This is a genomic window from Paenibacillus illinoisensis NBRC 15959 (genome assembly GCF_004000925.1).
GTDB classification, from domain to species: Bacteria; Bacillota; Bacilli; order Paenibacillales; family Paenibacillaceae; genus Paenibacillus; species Paenibacillus illinoisensis.
Map to the genome: position 1 here is coordinate 246,298 of NZ_BIME01000004.1, position 16,497 is coordinate 262,794.

The window sequence follows — 16,497 nt, forward strand, 5'->3', positions numbered from 1 at the left end:
CTTGTGAACAGTATCAAAATTGTAATGATTGGCGCTATAGAGGCAAATTATAGATTTGGCAAGAAGCATCCCGCACTCTGGGGTGCTTTTTTCGTTTGTTCATCAAAATATTAACTTTTTCCCGGCAACGTTGTAAAAAGCTTGTAACTTTTAGTTGGGACCGGTCGTTTATAATGCAGTGTAGTATGGAATAGATTTCTAATTTTAGTACCCTTAATGAAATGATTGGGATGTTAAGAAAGGATGAGCGTGATTGCTGGCATGAAGAAATTATTTTCCAGTATGAAATCTGCCAAAAGCCAGTCAGGCGGGAAGCATGCAAAAGGGCACACGGAGCAGCAGAACACCGCCGGGCGGGAAGCCTCGGCATACATAAGTGACCCCGATAGTCCTTCCATCGACTCGCAATCCATAAGTGATGGAATGATCCAGGATGAGGTGGCCGTTGCCGCTGCCGAACCCGAAGCGAAGTCCCAGCCCAAGGCAAAAGCCAGCTTGCTGCCTCCGTACGACGGACCTGTGCTGGAAGTTCGTAATGTACATCGGAGCTTTCAGACGGGCAGCCGGATTATTCATGTACTTAAGGGCATCGACATGGAAGTCAACCCGCAGCAGCTGGTTATGCTGAAAGGGCGATCAGGCTCGGGCAAAACGACACTGCTCAATATGCTGGGCGGACTTGATCAGCCTTCCAGTGGGGACATACTGTTTTCCGGACAGCCTTTGCAGGATTGGGGTGACCGGAAGCGGACCTCTCTGCGGCGTAAGGAAATCGGTTTTATTTTTCAGGCCTATGCACTGATGCCCTTGCTGTCAGCATGGGAAAATGTAGAGCTGTCATTGCGAATGGCAGATGTGCCTCGCTCGGAATGGAAGGACCGGGTTGGCCATTGTCTGGATCTGGTCGGACTGTCCAAACGGGTGAAGCACCGGCCGTTCGAGATGTCCGGGGGGGAGCAGCAGCGGGTCGCGATCGCCAAGGCCATTGCCCATAGACCCAGACTGCTGCTTGCGGATGAGCCGACAGCTGAGCTGGATTCCAAGATGGGGGCACAGGTTATGTCCGTATTTCGCAATATTATCGAAGTAGAACAAGTAACCATATGTATGACTACACACGATCCTACGATTTTGGAGGTTGCGGACCATGTTTATGAAATGGCGGACGGCAGATTTATTCAGTAAAGAGGCCGCTCCGAAAAGGGGGAAACGTGCAGCGCTGATTGTAATTGGTGCAATCGTGGCTGCAACGATGTCGGGCTGCTCATTGCTGCCGGCAGAAACAGAGGAAGAAGTGCTTCCACCGATCACGCCGCCTACGATTTCCAAAAAGCCGGAATATGAAGTCCGGACAGAAACGCTGGAAAAAAAGGTTAGCGGCAGCGGTAAAATGATGAGTCAGCGGGAAGAGAAGGTGTATTTCACGCTGGACGGTATGCACATCAAGGAACTGAACGTGAAACCGGGGGACAAAGTGAAGAAAGGCCAGCTCCTCGCAGAGCTCGACGTGGAGAGTGTAGAAAAGGAAATTCGGGCCAAAAAGCTGCAGATTCGCAAATCGGAAGTACAAATGAAAGAAACGCTTCGTAAACGAGATGAGATGGATCCGGTGGAGTTCGAAGAAGCCACCATTGCATTTGAAGAACTGCGCCAGGAACTGGCTGATCTGGAGGAGCAGTTAGGTAAAGCGACGCTGACCGCTCCGTTCGGAGGAACGATTATTGCAGTTCAGGTGGAGAAGGGTGCAGCAGTCAAAGCCTATGATCCGATTGCAACGATCGCGGATACGTCAAATCTGGTTGTCGCAGCTACATTTGCCAAGGAAGATCTCGAGAAATTCTCGGCTGGCATGAAGGCGGATGTCGACATCAATGGAGCGGGCAAGGTATCCGGCAGAGTTAAAGTGATGCCTGTTGCTGAGGCTACTGGAAGTGGAAGTGGAAGTGGAAACGGTGGAGGTACAGGCGAAGGTGGCACTCCGCCAGTTAAAGAAACCCTCGACCAGTATGTTATCGTCTCCCTGACGAAAATGCCCAAGGGTGTGGAACGCGGAACCCCTCTGTCAGTATCCATTGTGACCCAGCGTACGGAGGATGCTATTGTCATTCCTGTATCGGCGCTGCGCTCCATCGGTTCAAGAACATACGTGCAGGTCGTTGAAAGTGATGGCAGCAAGCGCGAAGTGGACGTTGAAGTGGGGCAGCAGACATCCACGGATGTTGAAATTCTGAAGGGTCTGACCGTTGGACAGAAAGTGGTGGGCCGCTAATGGGGCTGCCATTGCTCAGACTGTTGTTCCGGAAAATGTGGAACACCCGTTGGATGACATTCAGTACACTGATCGGACTGATTGTGGCGGTAGCATTCACTGTCAGTATACCGATGTATGCCGACGGTGCACTGAAACGGGTGGTGGCACAGACCCTGCAGGATAACAGTGAGGGGCTGCCTGCAGGTTCGTTGCTTATGAGTTATCAGGCTCCAGGCGGGGTTAAGACCCACACGCGCGGATTAGATGAGGTGGATCGCTATATTCGGGAGGATGTGCCTCGCGATATCGGTTTTCCATTTCATACGTATGTGAATTCCAGATCCATTCGGAGCACCGAGGTGAATCCGGAGGATCCCACCAAGGTCGATGCCAGCCGGGTTCGGAGCATGACGCTCGGAACGATGAGCGGGCTGGATGCACAGGTGAATTATACTGCCGGCGTGAAGCCAGGCAATCAAGTGAAGGACGACATTATTGAAGCGGTTATGCTGGAGGAAGGCATGTACCGGAACGATCTGCATGTCGGTGATATTCTGGAATACCCCGTGTACAGCGGGCTTGATATCACATTGCGTGTCAAAATCACCGGTTCCTTCAAGGCAGATGATCTGAATAGTCCGTACTGGGTTCAGGGATTCGATGGCATGATGAATGGGCTGTATGTGGATGAGTCCGTGTTCAACGATGTGTTGCTGAAGGAAAAAGGAATTCCTCTTCAGAATTCGCGCTGGTATTATGCGTTTGATCTGAAGGAAATCCAAACCAGTCAGCTGCCGGGTCTGACATCCATGCTGGAACGTTTGGATATCGATCTGTACCAGCGGCTCAAGGATACGAAGGTGGATATCACCTTTGGTGATCTGTTGAAGCAATTCCGCAGTCAGAGTCTGCAGCTGCAGACAATGCTGTTTACACTGGCAGCACCGATGATTGCGATGGTTTTTTATTTTATTGCAATGAATGCCAGACAGTCCCTGCAGAAGCAGGAAAGTGACATTGCGGTACTGCGAAGCCGAGGAGCTTCAGCACGGCAAATTTTCTCCCTATACCTGCTGGAGGGTATCTTTCTGGGGGCAATCGCGCTCGTGATTGGTCCAATGCTTGGCTGGTTTATGGCCAAAAGCATTGGATCAGCCAGTGGGTTCCTGTCATTCGTGGATCGCAAGTCGATTCCAATCGGTGTGTCCAAGGAAGCTATCCTGCTGGGCCTTGTCGCCGTACTCGTAGCCATTATTGCTTCACTTATTCCGGCAATAACCTATGCACGAGCGACGATTGTTTCGGCCAAGCGACGCCAGGCACGTACGGATCGTGCTCCCATATGGCAGCGTTGGTTCCTCGATATCCTGCTGCTGGGTCTTGCAGGATATGGATACTACCTGTTCTATGAACGTCAGATGCTGACGTTCCAGACAGGGATGACGACAGATCAGCTGCAGGTTCAGCCGTTTCTATTCTTTGTACCTGCGCTTGCGATCTTTGCCTTGGGGCTGTTCTTCCTGCGGTTGTTTCCATGGATTCTGAAGCTCATTCAGTGGATTGGGCGCAAATTCCTGCCGGTTCCACTCTACTTGACCCTGACACAGCTATCGCGGTCATCATCGTCGTATTACCCGTTGATGATCCTGCTGGTTTTGACACTGGGGCTTGGTGTGTACAACTCGGCTGCAGCTCGGACCATTGATCTCAACTCCACTGAGCGTACGTTGTACCGATATGGTTCTGACGTCATTATGCAAACGGTATGGGAAGGAACACCTGAGGTTAAGCCTGGTGGTTCCGGTCAGAACGGCGGTTCAGGCGGAGGACAGCAAGGTGGTGGAAACGGTGGCGGAAATTCTGGTGGCGGTGGTGCTGCCGGAGGCGGCAATGGCGGTGGAGGTGCTCCAGGTGGGGGCGGTGGAAACTCACAACCATCCAAAGTCATTTACTCCGAACCTCCATTTGAAGTATTCCGCAGACTGGACGGTGTGGAACATGCAGCGAGAGTGCTGCAGACGAAAGGGAATATCATTGTATCCGGCAAATCCGGCGGCCAGGGCATGCTGGTCGGGATTGATAATGTGGACTTTGCTAAGGTGGCGTGGTTCCGTAACGACCTGTTCCCGGCACATCCATATAAGTATCTTGATTTGTTAGGCAAGTATGAAGGGGCTGTGTTGATCTCATCCAAATTTGCGGATAAGTTCAAGCTCAAAACGGGAGATCTGATCTCTATTGGCGTTCAGGGCCAGGCTATTGAATTCGTGGTTTTCGGTATTATCCCATACTGGCCTGCACAGTATCCGGACCAGACGCCATTCTTCGTGGCCAATCTGGATTATATCTATGATCAGGTGCCGCTGATTCCGTATGAGGTCTGGCTGAAAATGGAACCTGATGCCAAGGTGGCTCCATTAATGGAGAAGCTGGCAGCAGAGGGCATTGAGCTATCCTCCGTACGCGATGTGCGTACAGAATTGGTATCCCAAGGCAAACATCCGTCGCGTGGCGGTGTGTTCGGGATTCTGAGTCTGGGCTTCCTGGTCTCGGTCATCATATCCCTGATTGGGTACATCCTGTATTGGTTCTTTAACCTGTCAGGTCGTGTTGTCCAGTTCGGTGTATTAAGAGCCATGGGATTATCACGTGCACAGCTGAGCGGAATGCTGCTCCTGGAACAAGTGTTCACGGCAGGTCTTTCCATTCTACTTGGCATCGGAATCGGTCAGGTATCCAGTCGTCTGTTCCTGCCATTCCTGCAAACGACAGATAATGTATCTGCACAGGTACCTCCGTTCCGGATCGTATTTGAACAACAAGATATGCTGCAGCTGTACGGCGTGACTGTGGTCATGCTGATTGTGGGAGCAACGATGCTGCTGTGGCAGATTCGCAGATTGCGGGTTCACCAAGCGGTCAAAATGGGAGAGGAGAGGTAAACGTGATCCAATGCGAAGGACTCGTGAAAATTTTTAAATCCAGCGATGTGGAAGTCGTTGCCCTTCAAGGTCTCAACCTGACTGTTAATCAAGGTGAAATGATGGCGATCATCGGCAACAGCGGCAGCGGTAAATCCACATTGCTCAACATTCTGGGGGGACTGGACCGTCCAACGGCCGGTACTGCGGTTGTTGGAGACTGGGATTTGTTGAAAATGACAGACGCCCAGCTAGTAGAATACAAACGACATACCGTAGGTTTCATCTGGCAAAACAACGGGCGTAACCTGCTGCCTTATCTAACGGCACTGGAGAATGTGGAAACACCCATGATTCTTGGCGGCAAGCGGGATCGCGCGTACGCGATGCAGCTGCTGGAATGGGTTGGACTGAAGGATCGGATGCACAACAAGCTGCATCAATTATCCGGAGGGGAGCAGCAGCGGGTGGCTATAGCCATCTCGCTCTCCAATCGTCCCAAGATTCTGCTTGCTGATGAGCCAACAGGGTCGGTCGATTCCGAGACTTGTGATACGATCATGAACATTTTTCGCAAAATGAACAAGGAACTGGGCGTTACGATCGTGATTGTTACCCATGATCTGACGCTTGCCGGCAAGGTGGACCGCATTGTAGCAATACGTGATGGGTTGACCAGCACCGAGTTTGTGAAACGGAATCCGAACCTGGATGATGAACATGGATTATCTGAAGCGGGAGCACCGGATATCCATGAAGCCTTTGTCATCATTGACCGGGCGGGACGCCTTCAGGTACCCAAAGAGTATTTGGAGGCCTTGGCCATTGACAACAGGGCAACATTGGAATTTGACGGTGAGCGCATTGTGATTACACCGCCAAGATAAATTTGAGGGGGAATTGGGAGATGAAGAACAGGTTTTGGGGAAAACGCGTGCTTGCTGTGCTGGCTACAGCCAGTCTGGCATTGCCACTGATTGCGGGCTGTACAGCAAGTGAGGCCAAGGATACAGAGCAGCGTGTATTGCGTGTGGCTACATTGTGGGGAAGCCAGGATGACAGCTACTTCCGTCAGCAGTTTACGGATGCATTTGAATTGACACATCCAAATGTAACGATTGAAGTGGTGGCGGCAGTAGATCAGGGCAGCATGTATGGCTATGGCACTCAGGAAGAACAGCAGGAAATGCCGGATAGCCTGGAAAACATGAAGAAAATCATGACTGGCGATAATCCTGTGGATGTCGTTGTGGCTGACACAGCTACGATTAAATCGCTCATCCAGGAGAATATGGTGAAACAGCTGGACCCACTGATGCAGGAGGACAAATTCGATACCAGCGATATTGTGCCAAGTGTTATTGAAGGCATCAAGGATCTGGGCGATCAGAGCATCTATGCGCTGACACCGACCTTCTCCTCGTCCGCGCTGTTCTATAACAAGACAATGTTCCAAAAAGCAGGCGTAGAGCCACCTACTGATAACATGACGTGGGATGATATTTTCAACCTGGCAACACGTCTGACCAAAGGTGAAGGAAAAGATCACGAATTCGGGTTCTCATTCTCTACGTACCAGGGTGGTTCGCCTTACTACACCATGCAGCAATATTACAGTGCTCTGCAATTGAAGATCTTCGATGATAAAGCAGAGAAAATGACCGTAGATTCACCGCAATGGGAGAAGGTATGGAGTACCATTAGCAAGCTTGCTATTGATAAAGTCATCCCTAAAGGAGACGAACAACAGGATCAGGATCCGAACGGACGTTATAACCCGCTACAAGGTGATCTGTTCATGAGCAGCAAGGCAGCTATGGTTATTGGGGATTACAGCTACATCAACCAATTAATTGACGCTAACAAAAATGCAGATAAAATGGAAGGATTCACCAAGGTGGACTGGGACGTGGTGACACCTCCGGTGCATCCGGAAGCACCTGAAATTGGTGGTAATATCTATCTCAGCAGCCTGATGGCGATTAATAGTTCAGCTCAAAATCCGGATGATGCCTGGGAATTGATCAAATATATGAACAGTGAAGACTGGGCTAAGATTAAGGCGCGCAGCAGTTACGAGATGGTATCCCGCAAAAGCTTCATTAAACCGAAGGACGGTTTGGATTACAATATCCAGGCGTTCTATACATTGAAGCCTGTGCCTCCTACCAATACCAACCTGGATAAACTGTACCAAAAAATGCCGAGCCTCTGGCAAGTGAGCGAGAAAGGCATGGAATACTTCACGCAGGTGCTTGAGAACAAGAAGACGCCAAAAGAAGCACTTGGTGAGTGGGCAGCCAAAGGTAATGAAATGTTAGAGAAATTAAAAAAGGATCCCAAGGCCACATTTTAAGCCTTAACAAGGAAGCAGACAGGTTTGATATTGGCATAGTGCAAAAAGTCGCTGGAGTTTTTAACCTCTGGCGGCTATTTTTTTGGGAAATGGGGTATTCTACAACAAGCAGAGATGAATCATAACTCCGGAAAGGAAGAGAAGGATGCGCTGGGTATATTTCAGCAAGCTATATGCAACTAAATTTCAGGCAGGGTGTCTTGCCAAACGTATGGAGCAGGACGGGTGGATTTACGGTCATAATGAGCCAGCAGAAGTGGAAGTATATCGTTCAAAAAGAGGAAGATATGGCGTTCGTTTTATTCCCTGACATTACCCCTTGACTTATTAGGGTGGCATGGTGTATATTAATTAAGTCGCTGTTTTAATATTTTACTGACGCGGGGTGGAGCAGCCCGGTAGCTCGTCGGGCTCATAACCCGAAGGCCGCAGGTTCAAATCCTGCCCCCGCAATTTAGCTTCACTTGGATGATTCACAGCCATCATCTGCACGTTATACATTATGTCTAGGGCCCTTAGCTCAGTTGGTTAGAGCGGTCGGCTCATAACCGATTGGTCGGGGGTTCGAGTCCCTCAGGGCCCATTCTCTTTAAACCCTTGCGTAGCAAGGGTTTTTTTCTGTCTTGTTTTTCATGTGGTGATTACCTTATGGAAGATGATCGCTATGGCTAATCAACTTCCTTCAACAGTTCTTCCGAATTGTTTTTGACATTCCCCACATCCCTGGACACCTTATAGGCCCTCATTTCAGAAGACTTATACGGTTTCAGAAGCGACAGCAGGGAAGGGACGTCGTTATGATTTCGATCCAGCCATTCTTCTTCATCCTGTGGACGCAAAATAACAGGCATCCGATTGTGTATGTCTGCCATCAGTTCGTTTGGTTCAGTAGTAATAATGGTGCATGTACTCAATTTGTTTCCTTCGGAATCTGCCCAAGTGTCATATAATCCAGCGAGCGAGAAGATCTGTTCGTCCTTCAGCAGAATACGGAGAGGCTGATTATGCGTCCCTTCCTTCTTCCACTCATAAAAGCCATTCGTGGGAATAATGCAGCGTCTGGAGCTGATGAGGCGTTTAAATGAAGGCTTCGTGTCCAATGTCTCTGCCCGTGCGTTGATCATCTTATTTCCAATCTTGTCGTCTTTCGCCCACGTAGGGACGAGGCCCCAGCGAAGGGAACCCAGACGGTTTCCTTGGGTGCTTCCAATGATGGCTGGGATATACTGCATGGGTGCAGCATTATAATTGGGTTGATACTCGTAGTCATCACTTATGGAAGCCATGTACCTGTCCATTAATTCCTCTAGAGGGTCAATTATGGTAAATCTGCCGCACATACGAGTCACCTCCTAAACTGTCATTAGCCATATTTAATCATACTATCGGGGGATTAAACACGGTAAAAATTAGATGAGCCGGACGGCTGTCTGATCCTCGCTCAAAAGGATCATGGAGAATCCTCCTGAAGAGTCTCAAATACGGGTCTAGTCAAGATGGAAGCAGTACTTGATGAGGTGCCTTTTTTTTGGGATATCCTTGTCTGTCCATGCCATCTCTAGTATCTCGCATATACTATCCTATTCCAACCATAGGAGGTAGATTTCATGAGTCAATTTATTGATGCGAGAACCTCGCAGAATGCCAGCTTGGCTAACTCCATTGCTGTTCCGATCCTCGTAGCGAATACACCGCAATTGTTTGGACAGATTGGCTTGGTAACGACTGCCGGCATAGGGGCGAATCCGCGTGTGCAAATGAAAGGTACGGTATCCGTGCAGCTTCCATTGGCGCTCGTCGGAATCACGATTACGGTTGTTCGCGGAACGGCTCCAACGGATCCCATTGTATATTCCGCAACGTCCACCTTCAGCTTAAGCGTACTGGCACCTCAAGTTATTACATTCTCCGCGGATGACTTCAATCCACCGGTTCTGCCGCAACTGACGTACACCGCTTTTATTAGCTCGAACTTGCTGGGTACCATTCGTGTAGGTCCTGAGAACTTTGATGGAGCATTGTACTCCGACTAATCCCGTACCTGCTTGCTGAAGTTCAAAAGAGCTTTTAAACGATGACCCGAGACGGAAGAAGTTTGGGGTTATCACTGCCTGCCTGATAAGGCAGGTTTTTTTTATTATTGGGGGAGTACGAATTTATTGGGTTGTGTCAGGCTTATGATATAATGAAAACCAATGAATTTATGGACAGAAAGCGGGTTTTAAATGAAATGATTGAAAACGATGGACAGCGCTTCCGTTTCAGTGAAGCTCCGGTATGGGCTTGGCAGCGAGCCTATTATGAGCAGCAAGGGCTGCAGGCCTGGACGGATAATCAGGTTCCACAATACATTACAAGCAATCCCATGATTGCGACTGCATACGCGGAAATGATCTTTGGCTTCCTTCAAGACTTGGCTGCCAAGGGACAGACATCGGAGACAGTAACCATTCTGGAGTTGGGTGCTGGCGTAGGACGCTTGGCTTTTCAAATGGTGACCAAACTATGCGAGCTCAGGGACTATGCTGCAACAACGCTGCCATCCTTTCGTTATGTAATGACGGATCTTGCTGCTGACAATGTTACGGGGTGGAGGGATCATCCGTCCATGCAGCCGTTGATCCAGCAAGGATTGCTTGATTTTGCACAATTTGATGCCATGCAGGACACGGAATTAAATTTGACGGTAGCGGGTACGGTTATTCGCCCGGGTGAGCTGGGTCAGCCAATACTGATTATTGCCAACTACTTCTTTGATAGTATTCCTCAAGAATTGATCTATGTTGGTGAAGGGCAGATCTTTGAATGTGATGTTATGATATCGAATGCCGATGTTTCCACGAATCTTCAGCCTAATGAAATGTTGAAAAACATGGAGCTGAGTTATGCGTATCGTCCGGCACCGCAGTACAGTAAACCGGACTTTCCGTATCGAGATGTCATATCACTATACCAGGAAGAACTGGAAGACTCCCATATTTTGTTCCCGGCCGCAGGACTCGCTTGCCTGGAACGTTTGGAGACTTTATCCCAATCCGGGTTTGTGCTTATTACAGCTGATAAAGGGGATCATCGACTGGATCATTGGAAGTTTGCGGAGCCGCCTGAATTTGTTCTTCATGGCAGCTTCTCGTTGACGGCGAACTATCATGCAATTCAACATGTTTTTGAGCAGCGCGGAGCGCATGTTCGTTTTACATCACATCATTACAAAGATCTGAATATCGGATGTATGTTGATGGTAGAAGAGCCAATAAGCTACGTAAATATAAGACTGGCTTATCTGCGAGAGATTGAGCGTTTTGGTCCAGATGACTTCTTCAGTATAAAAGAATGGTTCGACCATCAGCTAAGCAGAATGGAACTTAAGCAGCTTTTGCCCTTTTGGCGTTTGGGCAGGTATGATGCCGAATTTTTGATACATAGTGCCCAGAGAATATCTGATCTTCTCCCTGAGGCAAGTGATGAAGAGATGTTAGATATCCAGCATGGGATTCAGAGCATGTGGGCCTCCTATTACACAATGGAACAGATGGGGGATATTGCATTTCTAGCAGGGCAATTGTTGAATGAAATGGGGATGTATGAGGACGCGAAACATTTTCTTGAACTTGCCCTGGAAGCAGATGGAGTGAAGCGCAGCTCGGCAGTATTATACGATTTGGCCGTGTGCTGTTATGAGCTGGAGCTTGAAAACGAAGCCTTGAATTACACCCGAGAAGTACTTGTGATGGAGCCTGATCATGAAGAAGCGTGTTCGTTGCTTCAAAGTTTGGAAAGTTGATCGTTATTCTCTTATTCATGAATGGGGGACAAATGAGATGAAAATCCTGATTGGACAACCGAAACTGGAGCCAGCCCTTAACCAATTGGAAAGGGAACTTAGATCCAACCCTGATGTAGATATTGTGCTGTATCCAGAGGGTTATCTGAATCAGAATGTGGAAGAGGCACGAAGGTTGGCTGCGAAGTATGAAACGATGATTGTGTCCGGACACCGCAGATTGGATGAGAGACCCAAGGATCGAGCCATCATTATGAATAAGGCTGGAGACATCGTGCTTGAAAAGGCTAAATACACACCTGCCACTACGGTTGAGGAGGCTGGCTGGGTAATCAGTACTTTGTTGTGTGACGAATTGGTGCGGCAGGGTTTTCGTAAGGAGTCTGATGGGCAGATTCATCTGGTCATGCATTCCATCGGTGTTGGGATGTTCAGTGAGGAGCAATATGCGGAATGGCTGGAGGAGGCAAGGCAGATTGCGATTGCGGAGCAGTGTGTGATCATGGGGACAAGCCATGCTGACGGAGCTTATCGGGACTCGGACATCAGTATTCCAATTGCCTACTGCATCGCTCCGAGTGGCAATATTCTGCTCGAATCGAGAAACGATACTCGGACCCGAATCATTGACCTGAAAGCAGTGGGGACAGGGCAGGACTGGATGGCAGCTGACTTGAATATCAGTGTATTTTGCCTGGAATAGTTAATTTGGATTGGGCGTAGTAGATTGGGGATATGCCCGGTCAATCGAGCTGATATGGCATATGTTATGGCATACCTTGAAATTCAAAGGAGGCCAATCAAATGAGTCAAGTTGGATACGGTTGTAACAATGTTGGTGGAGTAGGATACGGTATGTGTACTTCTACTGCGGCAATTCTGGTACTCTTCATTCTGCTCGTCATCATCACAAAATCGTTCTGGTGTTAATTCGTACCTGGTAACGGAACGGAAGGATCATTCAAGGCTCTGCTGAGATCTCAGCGGGGCCTTTCCTATGTGGATAAGAGAAGTATCAGCGAGCCTTGCATTTGACAAGCGAAAACAATGTGCTTAAAATCACATAAGAGACTAAATTTAGAGATTGAAGGGATCGTAATGCCGTTTATTCGCTTTAGAGGATTCACAGGTCATCAATTGGAGGGAACTGTCCCCCGGATTACTGAGCAGATGGCTCTCATTTGTAATATTCCACGAGAAAGACTGAAGGCAGAGCGTTATGATGTACAAGCTCTCACCCCATCTCCCGCCTCGATTGAGATCCTGATGTTTCAGCGTGATCAGGAAGTTCACAATCGCATTGCATCTTCCATCCATGGTATTCTGGCAGACGAAGGCCTTTCTGATGCTCATATTTTCTTCAATATCCTGTCCCCGACTTTATATTACAAGCAAGGCAAGCCGCTAACCGATTACCCGTTAGATTAGATAATGAACCGACCAGCGCATATGGTTTTCAAAAAAAATAGGCTGTTCCGCCAATGTTCGGAACAGCCTGGGACGAGCAGAGATCTGCTCGTCTTTTATTTTATTCAAAAATGCCTATGCTCGGATCGAGCGGGCTGGCGTGCTTGAATTATTTCGGAAGAAAACATAGATGAAAGAATTAGCACGGCTCCTCCCATGAGATAGACCAGCCAGATTCCTGACTCATCCGCAACCCATCCAAACAAGATGGCAGACACACCGAAAGCTGCAGTCAATAACAGGCCCTCCCGGAGGACATTTCGATAAGGACGTTCAAGATGTCTGAGGTCCCCCATTGCAGTAGTGTCATCGAGGAGTAAACCGATGGCGACCATAAGCGTCAAGCTGGCCCATGACATGGCTGCAGCTGCCCAGAATGTCTGTGAAGCTTCCCATTGACTGACAAGCAAACCGGCTATCGCATATCCAACAATGGTTGCGGTTTGGCTGGAGAAGGATAGCAGGCGTTTCGTTTTTGCGAGCTCTTCGTCTTGTACAGCAAGTCGGGGGGTGATGTTGTCAAGCACCAGCGACTCCCAGCCCTCCAGAAAGGAAAGAACGGTGATAACGGTCAGTAAGACCGGGATATGTAAAGTCAGGTAAGGAAGTGATATGGCAATTCCGGTGAACGTAAGCGTCTTAGCTACTGGAATGCCAATAAGCAGTTTGACCACAGCGAAACGTCCCACAAGCCAGGGAGAGGTTAAGGCTGCCATAATTCGTGCCGTCATCTGAATGAAAGGAAAGAGTACGGCATAGAGTACCGATCCGGTCTGTCCATAGACCAGTAAAGTGATAACCATGATATATAATACATGTATAAAGGATAGGAGTGTCTTCGCAGCCCAGTATGGGTAGAAAATGATGTTCATGCATAGATGCCCTTTCTAGGTTCATATATATTCAGTACTCGCTGAAATAACAATACTAATAGTAAAGGGATGGAGGTCAATGCACCACAAATAAAATTATCATTTTCTGTTCATTGATAGCTCAAAAAGCAGTTATCCGTGTGGACAACTGCTTCATAAGTATATGCTCTTCAGGCTGCTGCAAGTGTAAAAGCAATAATCAGCATAACCAAACTGGTCATTCGGGTGAACGTCATATAAGGCTTACTGGGTTCGGACTCTCCCTTGGAAATCCATCCATAACGGAGATACCATCCGAATTTGGGAAAACAGAGATTGATAATGCAAAGTGTCATGAAAATAAAAAAGAGGGTTCTCATGCCCAATCTTCCTTCCTTGTTTGCATGACCCGAATCGAAATTAACGACGTCTGCGTCTAGTGAAGAAGTACAATACCAGAATAACAATAATAACAATCAACAGAAATTTCATGATGTGTTCCTCCTGACGGATTGGTGTGAGTTAAGCGTATTTTACCCACAAACCACATCATTTGAATAACTGTGTTACAATTAAATATATTGATTTCGGTTGATCCAAGACCCAATTGTTATCATTCTAATTATATATTCATTTGATGCAACGGACCACAAGAAAACAGGAGGGGAAGCATGAGCATCCAAAATAAGCACTCCATACCCATTCAGTGGGAGTTTTTAATATCCAAGCTTAAATCTTCCGTTACTGTGGTCGATGCAACTTCACCAGAGCAACCATTGATATATGTCAATGAACAGTTCACTGCTCTGACAGGCTATACCTTTGAAGAAGTCGTTGGACAGAACTGCCGATTCCTTCAGGGGAGGGACACGAATCCCGAAACTGTAAGCAAAATTCGTAAGGCTCTTAATCGGCAGGAGTCCATTAAAATTGATATTTTAAACTATACCAAAAGTGGTCAACAATTCTGGAACGAATTGAACATTGATCCCATATTTGATGATGAGGGACAGTGTCTCTTCTTTGTTGGCATACAATATGACATCTCTGAACGGAAATATGCCGAAGAGCAGCTTCGCAGGGCGGCCAGGATGGCGGAGATGAACAGCAGGGGACACCTGGAGTTTATCGGAAAATTAAATCATGAACTGCGCACACCGCTCAATGGGATTATGGGTATGATCGAGTTAACGAGCATGGGTGAAATCAGTGAGGAGCAAAAAGAATATTTGGACCTCGCCCGTCAGTCCGGTGAAGCCCTGCTCAATATTGTGAATAACAGTCTCGACATGGCGAAACTGGGGCGCGGCAAGATGGAAGTTGAACAGATCGAATTTCAGCCCCTTAAGCTCATTCAACAGATCGTTAGAACGCACGAGCCTGCGGCTAAACAGAAGAAGGTTCAATTGCGCTGTCAGGCCGACATGCAGGTACCGGACGTTTTGGTTGGGGATCCGTTGCGTTTGCGTCAAGTACTGGATAACCTGCTGAGCAATGCGATTAAGTTCACGGAGCAAGGTGCAGTGTTACTGCAGCTTGATGTGAAGGAACAACACGGGGACTCCATTACCTTGCTGTTCACCGTAAGTGATACAGGAATTGGCATTCCTGAAGAGAAGCTACATCAATTATTTGAGGCGTTCACCCAGACGGATGTATCTCATGCCCGCAGATTTGGTGGCAGTGGATTGGGATTGACCATCTGTAAGGAACTGCTTGAATTGATGCAGGGGGACATTGCTGTAGAGAGTGTACCAGGGCAGGGAACGCATTTCCATGTAACACTACCGCTGTTACGGCAGCAGGCTATCCCACATGTAGGATAACAAGCGGTTAATAAGAATAAACGGAAAGAAGACAGTTCGGGGTAATGCGGACTGTCTTTTTGGTATTGTTTCACGAACGAACGTTCTGGTATAATGCAAGAGGGAACGGGGGAGACAGCATGAAGAGGAAGCGCACAAGGAAGAAGAAAAACAAAGGTTGGAGCAATCTTAAGAAATCGTTTATTACGCTGGTAACGCTGGTGGTTCTGGCTGTCTTTGCCTGGTTCGAGGGAGAATTGCCGCTGGATCTGCCATCCCCGTTTAATGGGAGCAGTCAGGGCGTGGATCACACCATTACCTTTCCCTCAGATCGGTATCCGGAGACCGCGAAGCATATCAAGGACGCCATCAAGGCAGGGCACTCGGATGTATGCACGATTGATCGTGAGGGCGCAGACGCCAATCGCGACCTGTCACTCAAGGGTGTACCCGTGAAGAAAGGGAAGGATCGGGATGAGTGGCCCATGGCCATGTGTGCTGAAGGCGGGTCAAATGCAGATATCGAGTACATTACGCCCAAGGACAACCGCGGAGCGGGTTCATGGGTTGGTAATCAGCTGAGTACATATCCGGATGGAACACGGGTGAAGTTTGTTGTAAAGTAGCTTGAGATTTTAAGCCCACCATATACCAAAGCAAAACCAGACCCGTGAGGGTCTGGTTTTTGGTTTAATCAGCGATAGAGCTACAGATCTGCAATACTCAACTGCAGGCCCTTCATATGATGGGAACGGATACTCAGTATGCGGGTAACCTGCTCAACCTCATCAAAAGGAATCCAAAGGTTTCCCTGGACCGTACGAAGGGTAAGAATGGATGAGTCAGCAGAACGCTCGGGAAATCCGGTCACCGTTTGACCGCTGGTGTTGCGAACTACAATTTGTTGATTACGACGAATGGCAATTTCTACCTCTTTTTTCATAAGACATTGCTCCTGGTTATGAGATGGTTGCTTAATATGTCAATAATTTCAATGGTTAATTTGGCTTCTTTATCTAGTCTATCAGAACTAGGTATGGATTTCCAGAAAAGAAATAAATC

At 48.1% G+C, this 16,497-nt stretch carries 17 protein-coding genes and 2 tRNA genes; 15 read left to right on the forward strand and 4 right to left on the reverse strand.

Annotation, left to right across the window (positions count from 1 at the left end; all coding sequences use genetic code 11):
- Positions 1-243 precede the first annotated feature (243 nt).
- From PIL01S_RS12475 to PIL01S_RS12505, 8 genes are all read left to right on the forward strand, one after another.
- A complete protein-coding gene (locus PIL01S_RS12475; protein ID WP_246058219.1) occupies positions 244-1,185 on the forward strand; it encodes an ABC transporter ATP-binding protein in 942 nt (313 codons plus the stop codon).
- The gene (locus PIL01S_RS12480) at positions 1,148-2,269 is read left to right on the forward strand and encodes an efflux RND transporter periplasmic adaptor subunit (RefSeq protein ID WP_127537806.1); all 1,122 of its coding nucleotides are present in this window, start codon (positions 1,148-1,150) and stop codon (positions 2,267-2,269) included. Before PIL01S_RS12475 ends, PIL01S_RS12480 begins: the two co-directional genes overlap by 38 nt.
- Positions 2,269-5,193: an ABC transporter permease gene (locus tag PIL01S_RS12485; RefSeq protein WP_127537807.1), complete on the forward strand. Its 2,925-nt coding sequence runs from the start codon at positions 2,269-2,271 to the stop codon at positions 5,191-5,193. Before PIL01S_RS12480 ends, PIL01S_RS12485 begins: the two co-directional genes overlap by 1 nt.
- Before the next feature lie 2 nt (positions 5,194-5,195).
- Complete coding sequence (locus tag PIL01S_RS12490) at positions 5,196-6,059, forward strand: ABC transporter ATP-binding protein (protein WP_127537808.1); 864 nt, start codon at positions 5,196-5,198, stop codon at positions 6,057-6,059.
- Between the two features lie 20 nt (positions 6,060-6,079).
- Positions 6,080-7,528 carry an ABC transporter substrate-binding protein gene (locus tag PIL01S_RS12495; protein ID WP_127537809.1) on the forward strand — a complete coding sequence of 483 codons (1,449 nt, stop codon included), beginning with the start codon at positions 6,080-6,082 and terminating at the stop codon, positions 7,526-7,528.
- 145 nt (positions 7,529-7,673) lie between these two features.
- Positions 7,674-7,838 (forward strand): hypothetical protein, encoded by a 165-nt coding sequence (locus tag PIL01S_RS29490; protein ID WP_164764226.1) that lies wholly within the window; start codon positions 7,674-7,676, stop codon positions 7,836-7,838.
- A gap of 69 nt (positions 7,839-7,907) precedes the next feature.
- Positions 7,908-7,981: transfer RNA gene (locus tag PIL01S_RS12500), tRNA-Met, on the forward strand.
- Between the two features lie 56 nt (positions 7,982-8,037).
- Positions 8,038-8,111: transfer RNA gene (locus PIL01S_RS12505), tRNA-Ile, on the forward strand.
- A gap of 85 nt (positions 8,112-8,196) precedes the next feature.
- On the opposite strand, the gene PIL01S_RS12510 is transcribed toward PIL01S_RS12505, so the two are convergent.
- Positions 8,197-8,868, reverse strand: coding sequence for an SOS response-associated peptidase (locus PIL01S_RS12510; protein WP_127537810.1), 672 nt, complete (start codon positions 8,866-8,868; stop codon positions 8,197-8,199).
- A 267-nt stretch (positions 8,869-9,135) separates the two neighbouring features.
- Here PIL01S_RS12510 and PIL01S_RS12515 point away from each other — a divergent pair, with 267 nt between their 5' ends.
- The 5 genes from PIL01S_RS12515 to PIL01S_RS12535 all read left to right on the forward strand — a co-directional run bounded on the left by PIL01S_RS12515 (position 9,136) and on the right by PIL01S_RS12535 (position 12,740).
- The gene (locus PIL01S_RS12515) at positions 9,136-9,561 is read left to right on the forward strand and encodes a hypothetical protein (RefSeq protein WP_127537811.1); all 426 of its coding nucleotides are present in this window, start codon (positions 9,136-9,138) and stop codon (positions 9,559-9,561) included.
- A gap of 197 nt (positions 9,562-9,758) precedes the next feature.
- The gene (locus PIL01S_RS12520; RefSeq protein WP_127537812.1) at positions 9,759-11,312 is read left to right on the forward strand and encodes a tetratricopeptide repeat protein; all 1,554 of its coding nucleotides are present in this window, start codon (positions 9,759-9,761) and stop codon (positions 11,310-11,312) included.
- Between the two features lie 37 nt (positions 11,313-11,349).
- Positions 11,350-12,015, forward strand: a complete 666-nt coding sequence (locus PIL01S_RS12525; RefSeq protein WP_174818688.1) for a hypothetical protein — start codon at positions 11,350-11,352, stop codon at positions 12,013-12,015.
- Between the two features lie 101 nt (positions 12,016-12,116).
- A complete protein-coding gene (locus tag PIL01S_RS12530) occupies positions 12,117-12,242 on the forward strand; it encodes a sporulation protein YjcZ (RefSeq protein ID WP_095359426.1) in 126 nt (41 codons plus the stop codon).
- A gap of 168 nt (positions 12,243-12,410) precedes the next feature.
- Positions 12,411-12,740 carry a DUF1904 family protein gene (locus PIL01S_RS12535; protein WP_127537813.1) on the forward strand — a complete coding sequence of 110 codons (330 nt, stop codon included), beginning with the start codon at positions 12,411-12,413 and terminating at the stop codon, positions 12,738-12,740.
- A 104-nt stretch (positions 12,741-12,844) separates the two neighbouring features.
- Here the strand turns inward: PIL01S_RS12535 and PIL01S_RS12540 are convergent, their stop codons facing one another.
- Together PIL01S_RS12540 and PIL01S_RS12545 are read right to left on the reverse strand one after the other, a co-directional pair.
- Positions 12,845-13,651: an MFS transporter gene (locus PIL01S_RS12540; RefSeq protein ID WP_127537814.1), complete on the reverse strand. Its 807-nt coding sequence runs from the start codon at positions 13,649-13,651 to the stop codon at positions 12,845-12,847.
- A gap of 170 nt (positions 13,652-13,821) precedes the next feature.
- Positions 13,822-14,010: a DUF6199 family natural product biosynthesis protein gene (locus PIL01S_RS12545; protein ID WP_127537815.1), complete on the reverse strand. Its 189-nt coding sequence runs from the start codon at positions 14,008-14,010 to the stop codon at positions 13,822-13,824.
- Between the two features lie 291 nt (positions 14,011-14,301).
- Between PIL01S_RS12545 and PIL01S_RS12550 the strand changes: the two genes are divergently transcribed.
- The gene (locus PIL01S_RS12550; RefSeq protein WP_127537816.1) at positions 14,302-15,456 is read left to right on the forward strand and encodes a sensor histidine kinase; all 1,155 of its coding nucleotides are present in this window, start codon (positions 14,302-14,304) and stop codon (positions 15,454-15,456) included.
- A gap of 119 nt (positions 15,457-15,575) precedes the next feature.
- Positions 15,576-16,061, forward strand: coding sequence for a NucA/NucB deoxyribonuclease domain-containing protein (locus tag PIL01S_RS12555; protein ID WP_110821222.1), 486 nt, complete (start codon positions 15,576-15,578; stop codon positions 16,059-16,061).
- Between the two features lie 80 nt (positions 16,062-16,141).
- Here the strand turns inward: PIL01S_RS12555 and PIL01S_RS12560 are convergent, their stop codons facing one another.
- Entirely contained in the window at positions 16,142-16,378 is a 237-nt protein-coding gene (locus tag PIL01S_RS12560) for a hypothetical protein (RefSeq protein WP_095290050.1), read from the reverse strand.
- Positions 16,379-16,497: the final 119 nt, after the last annotated feature.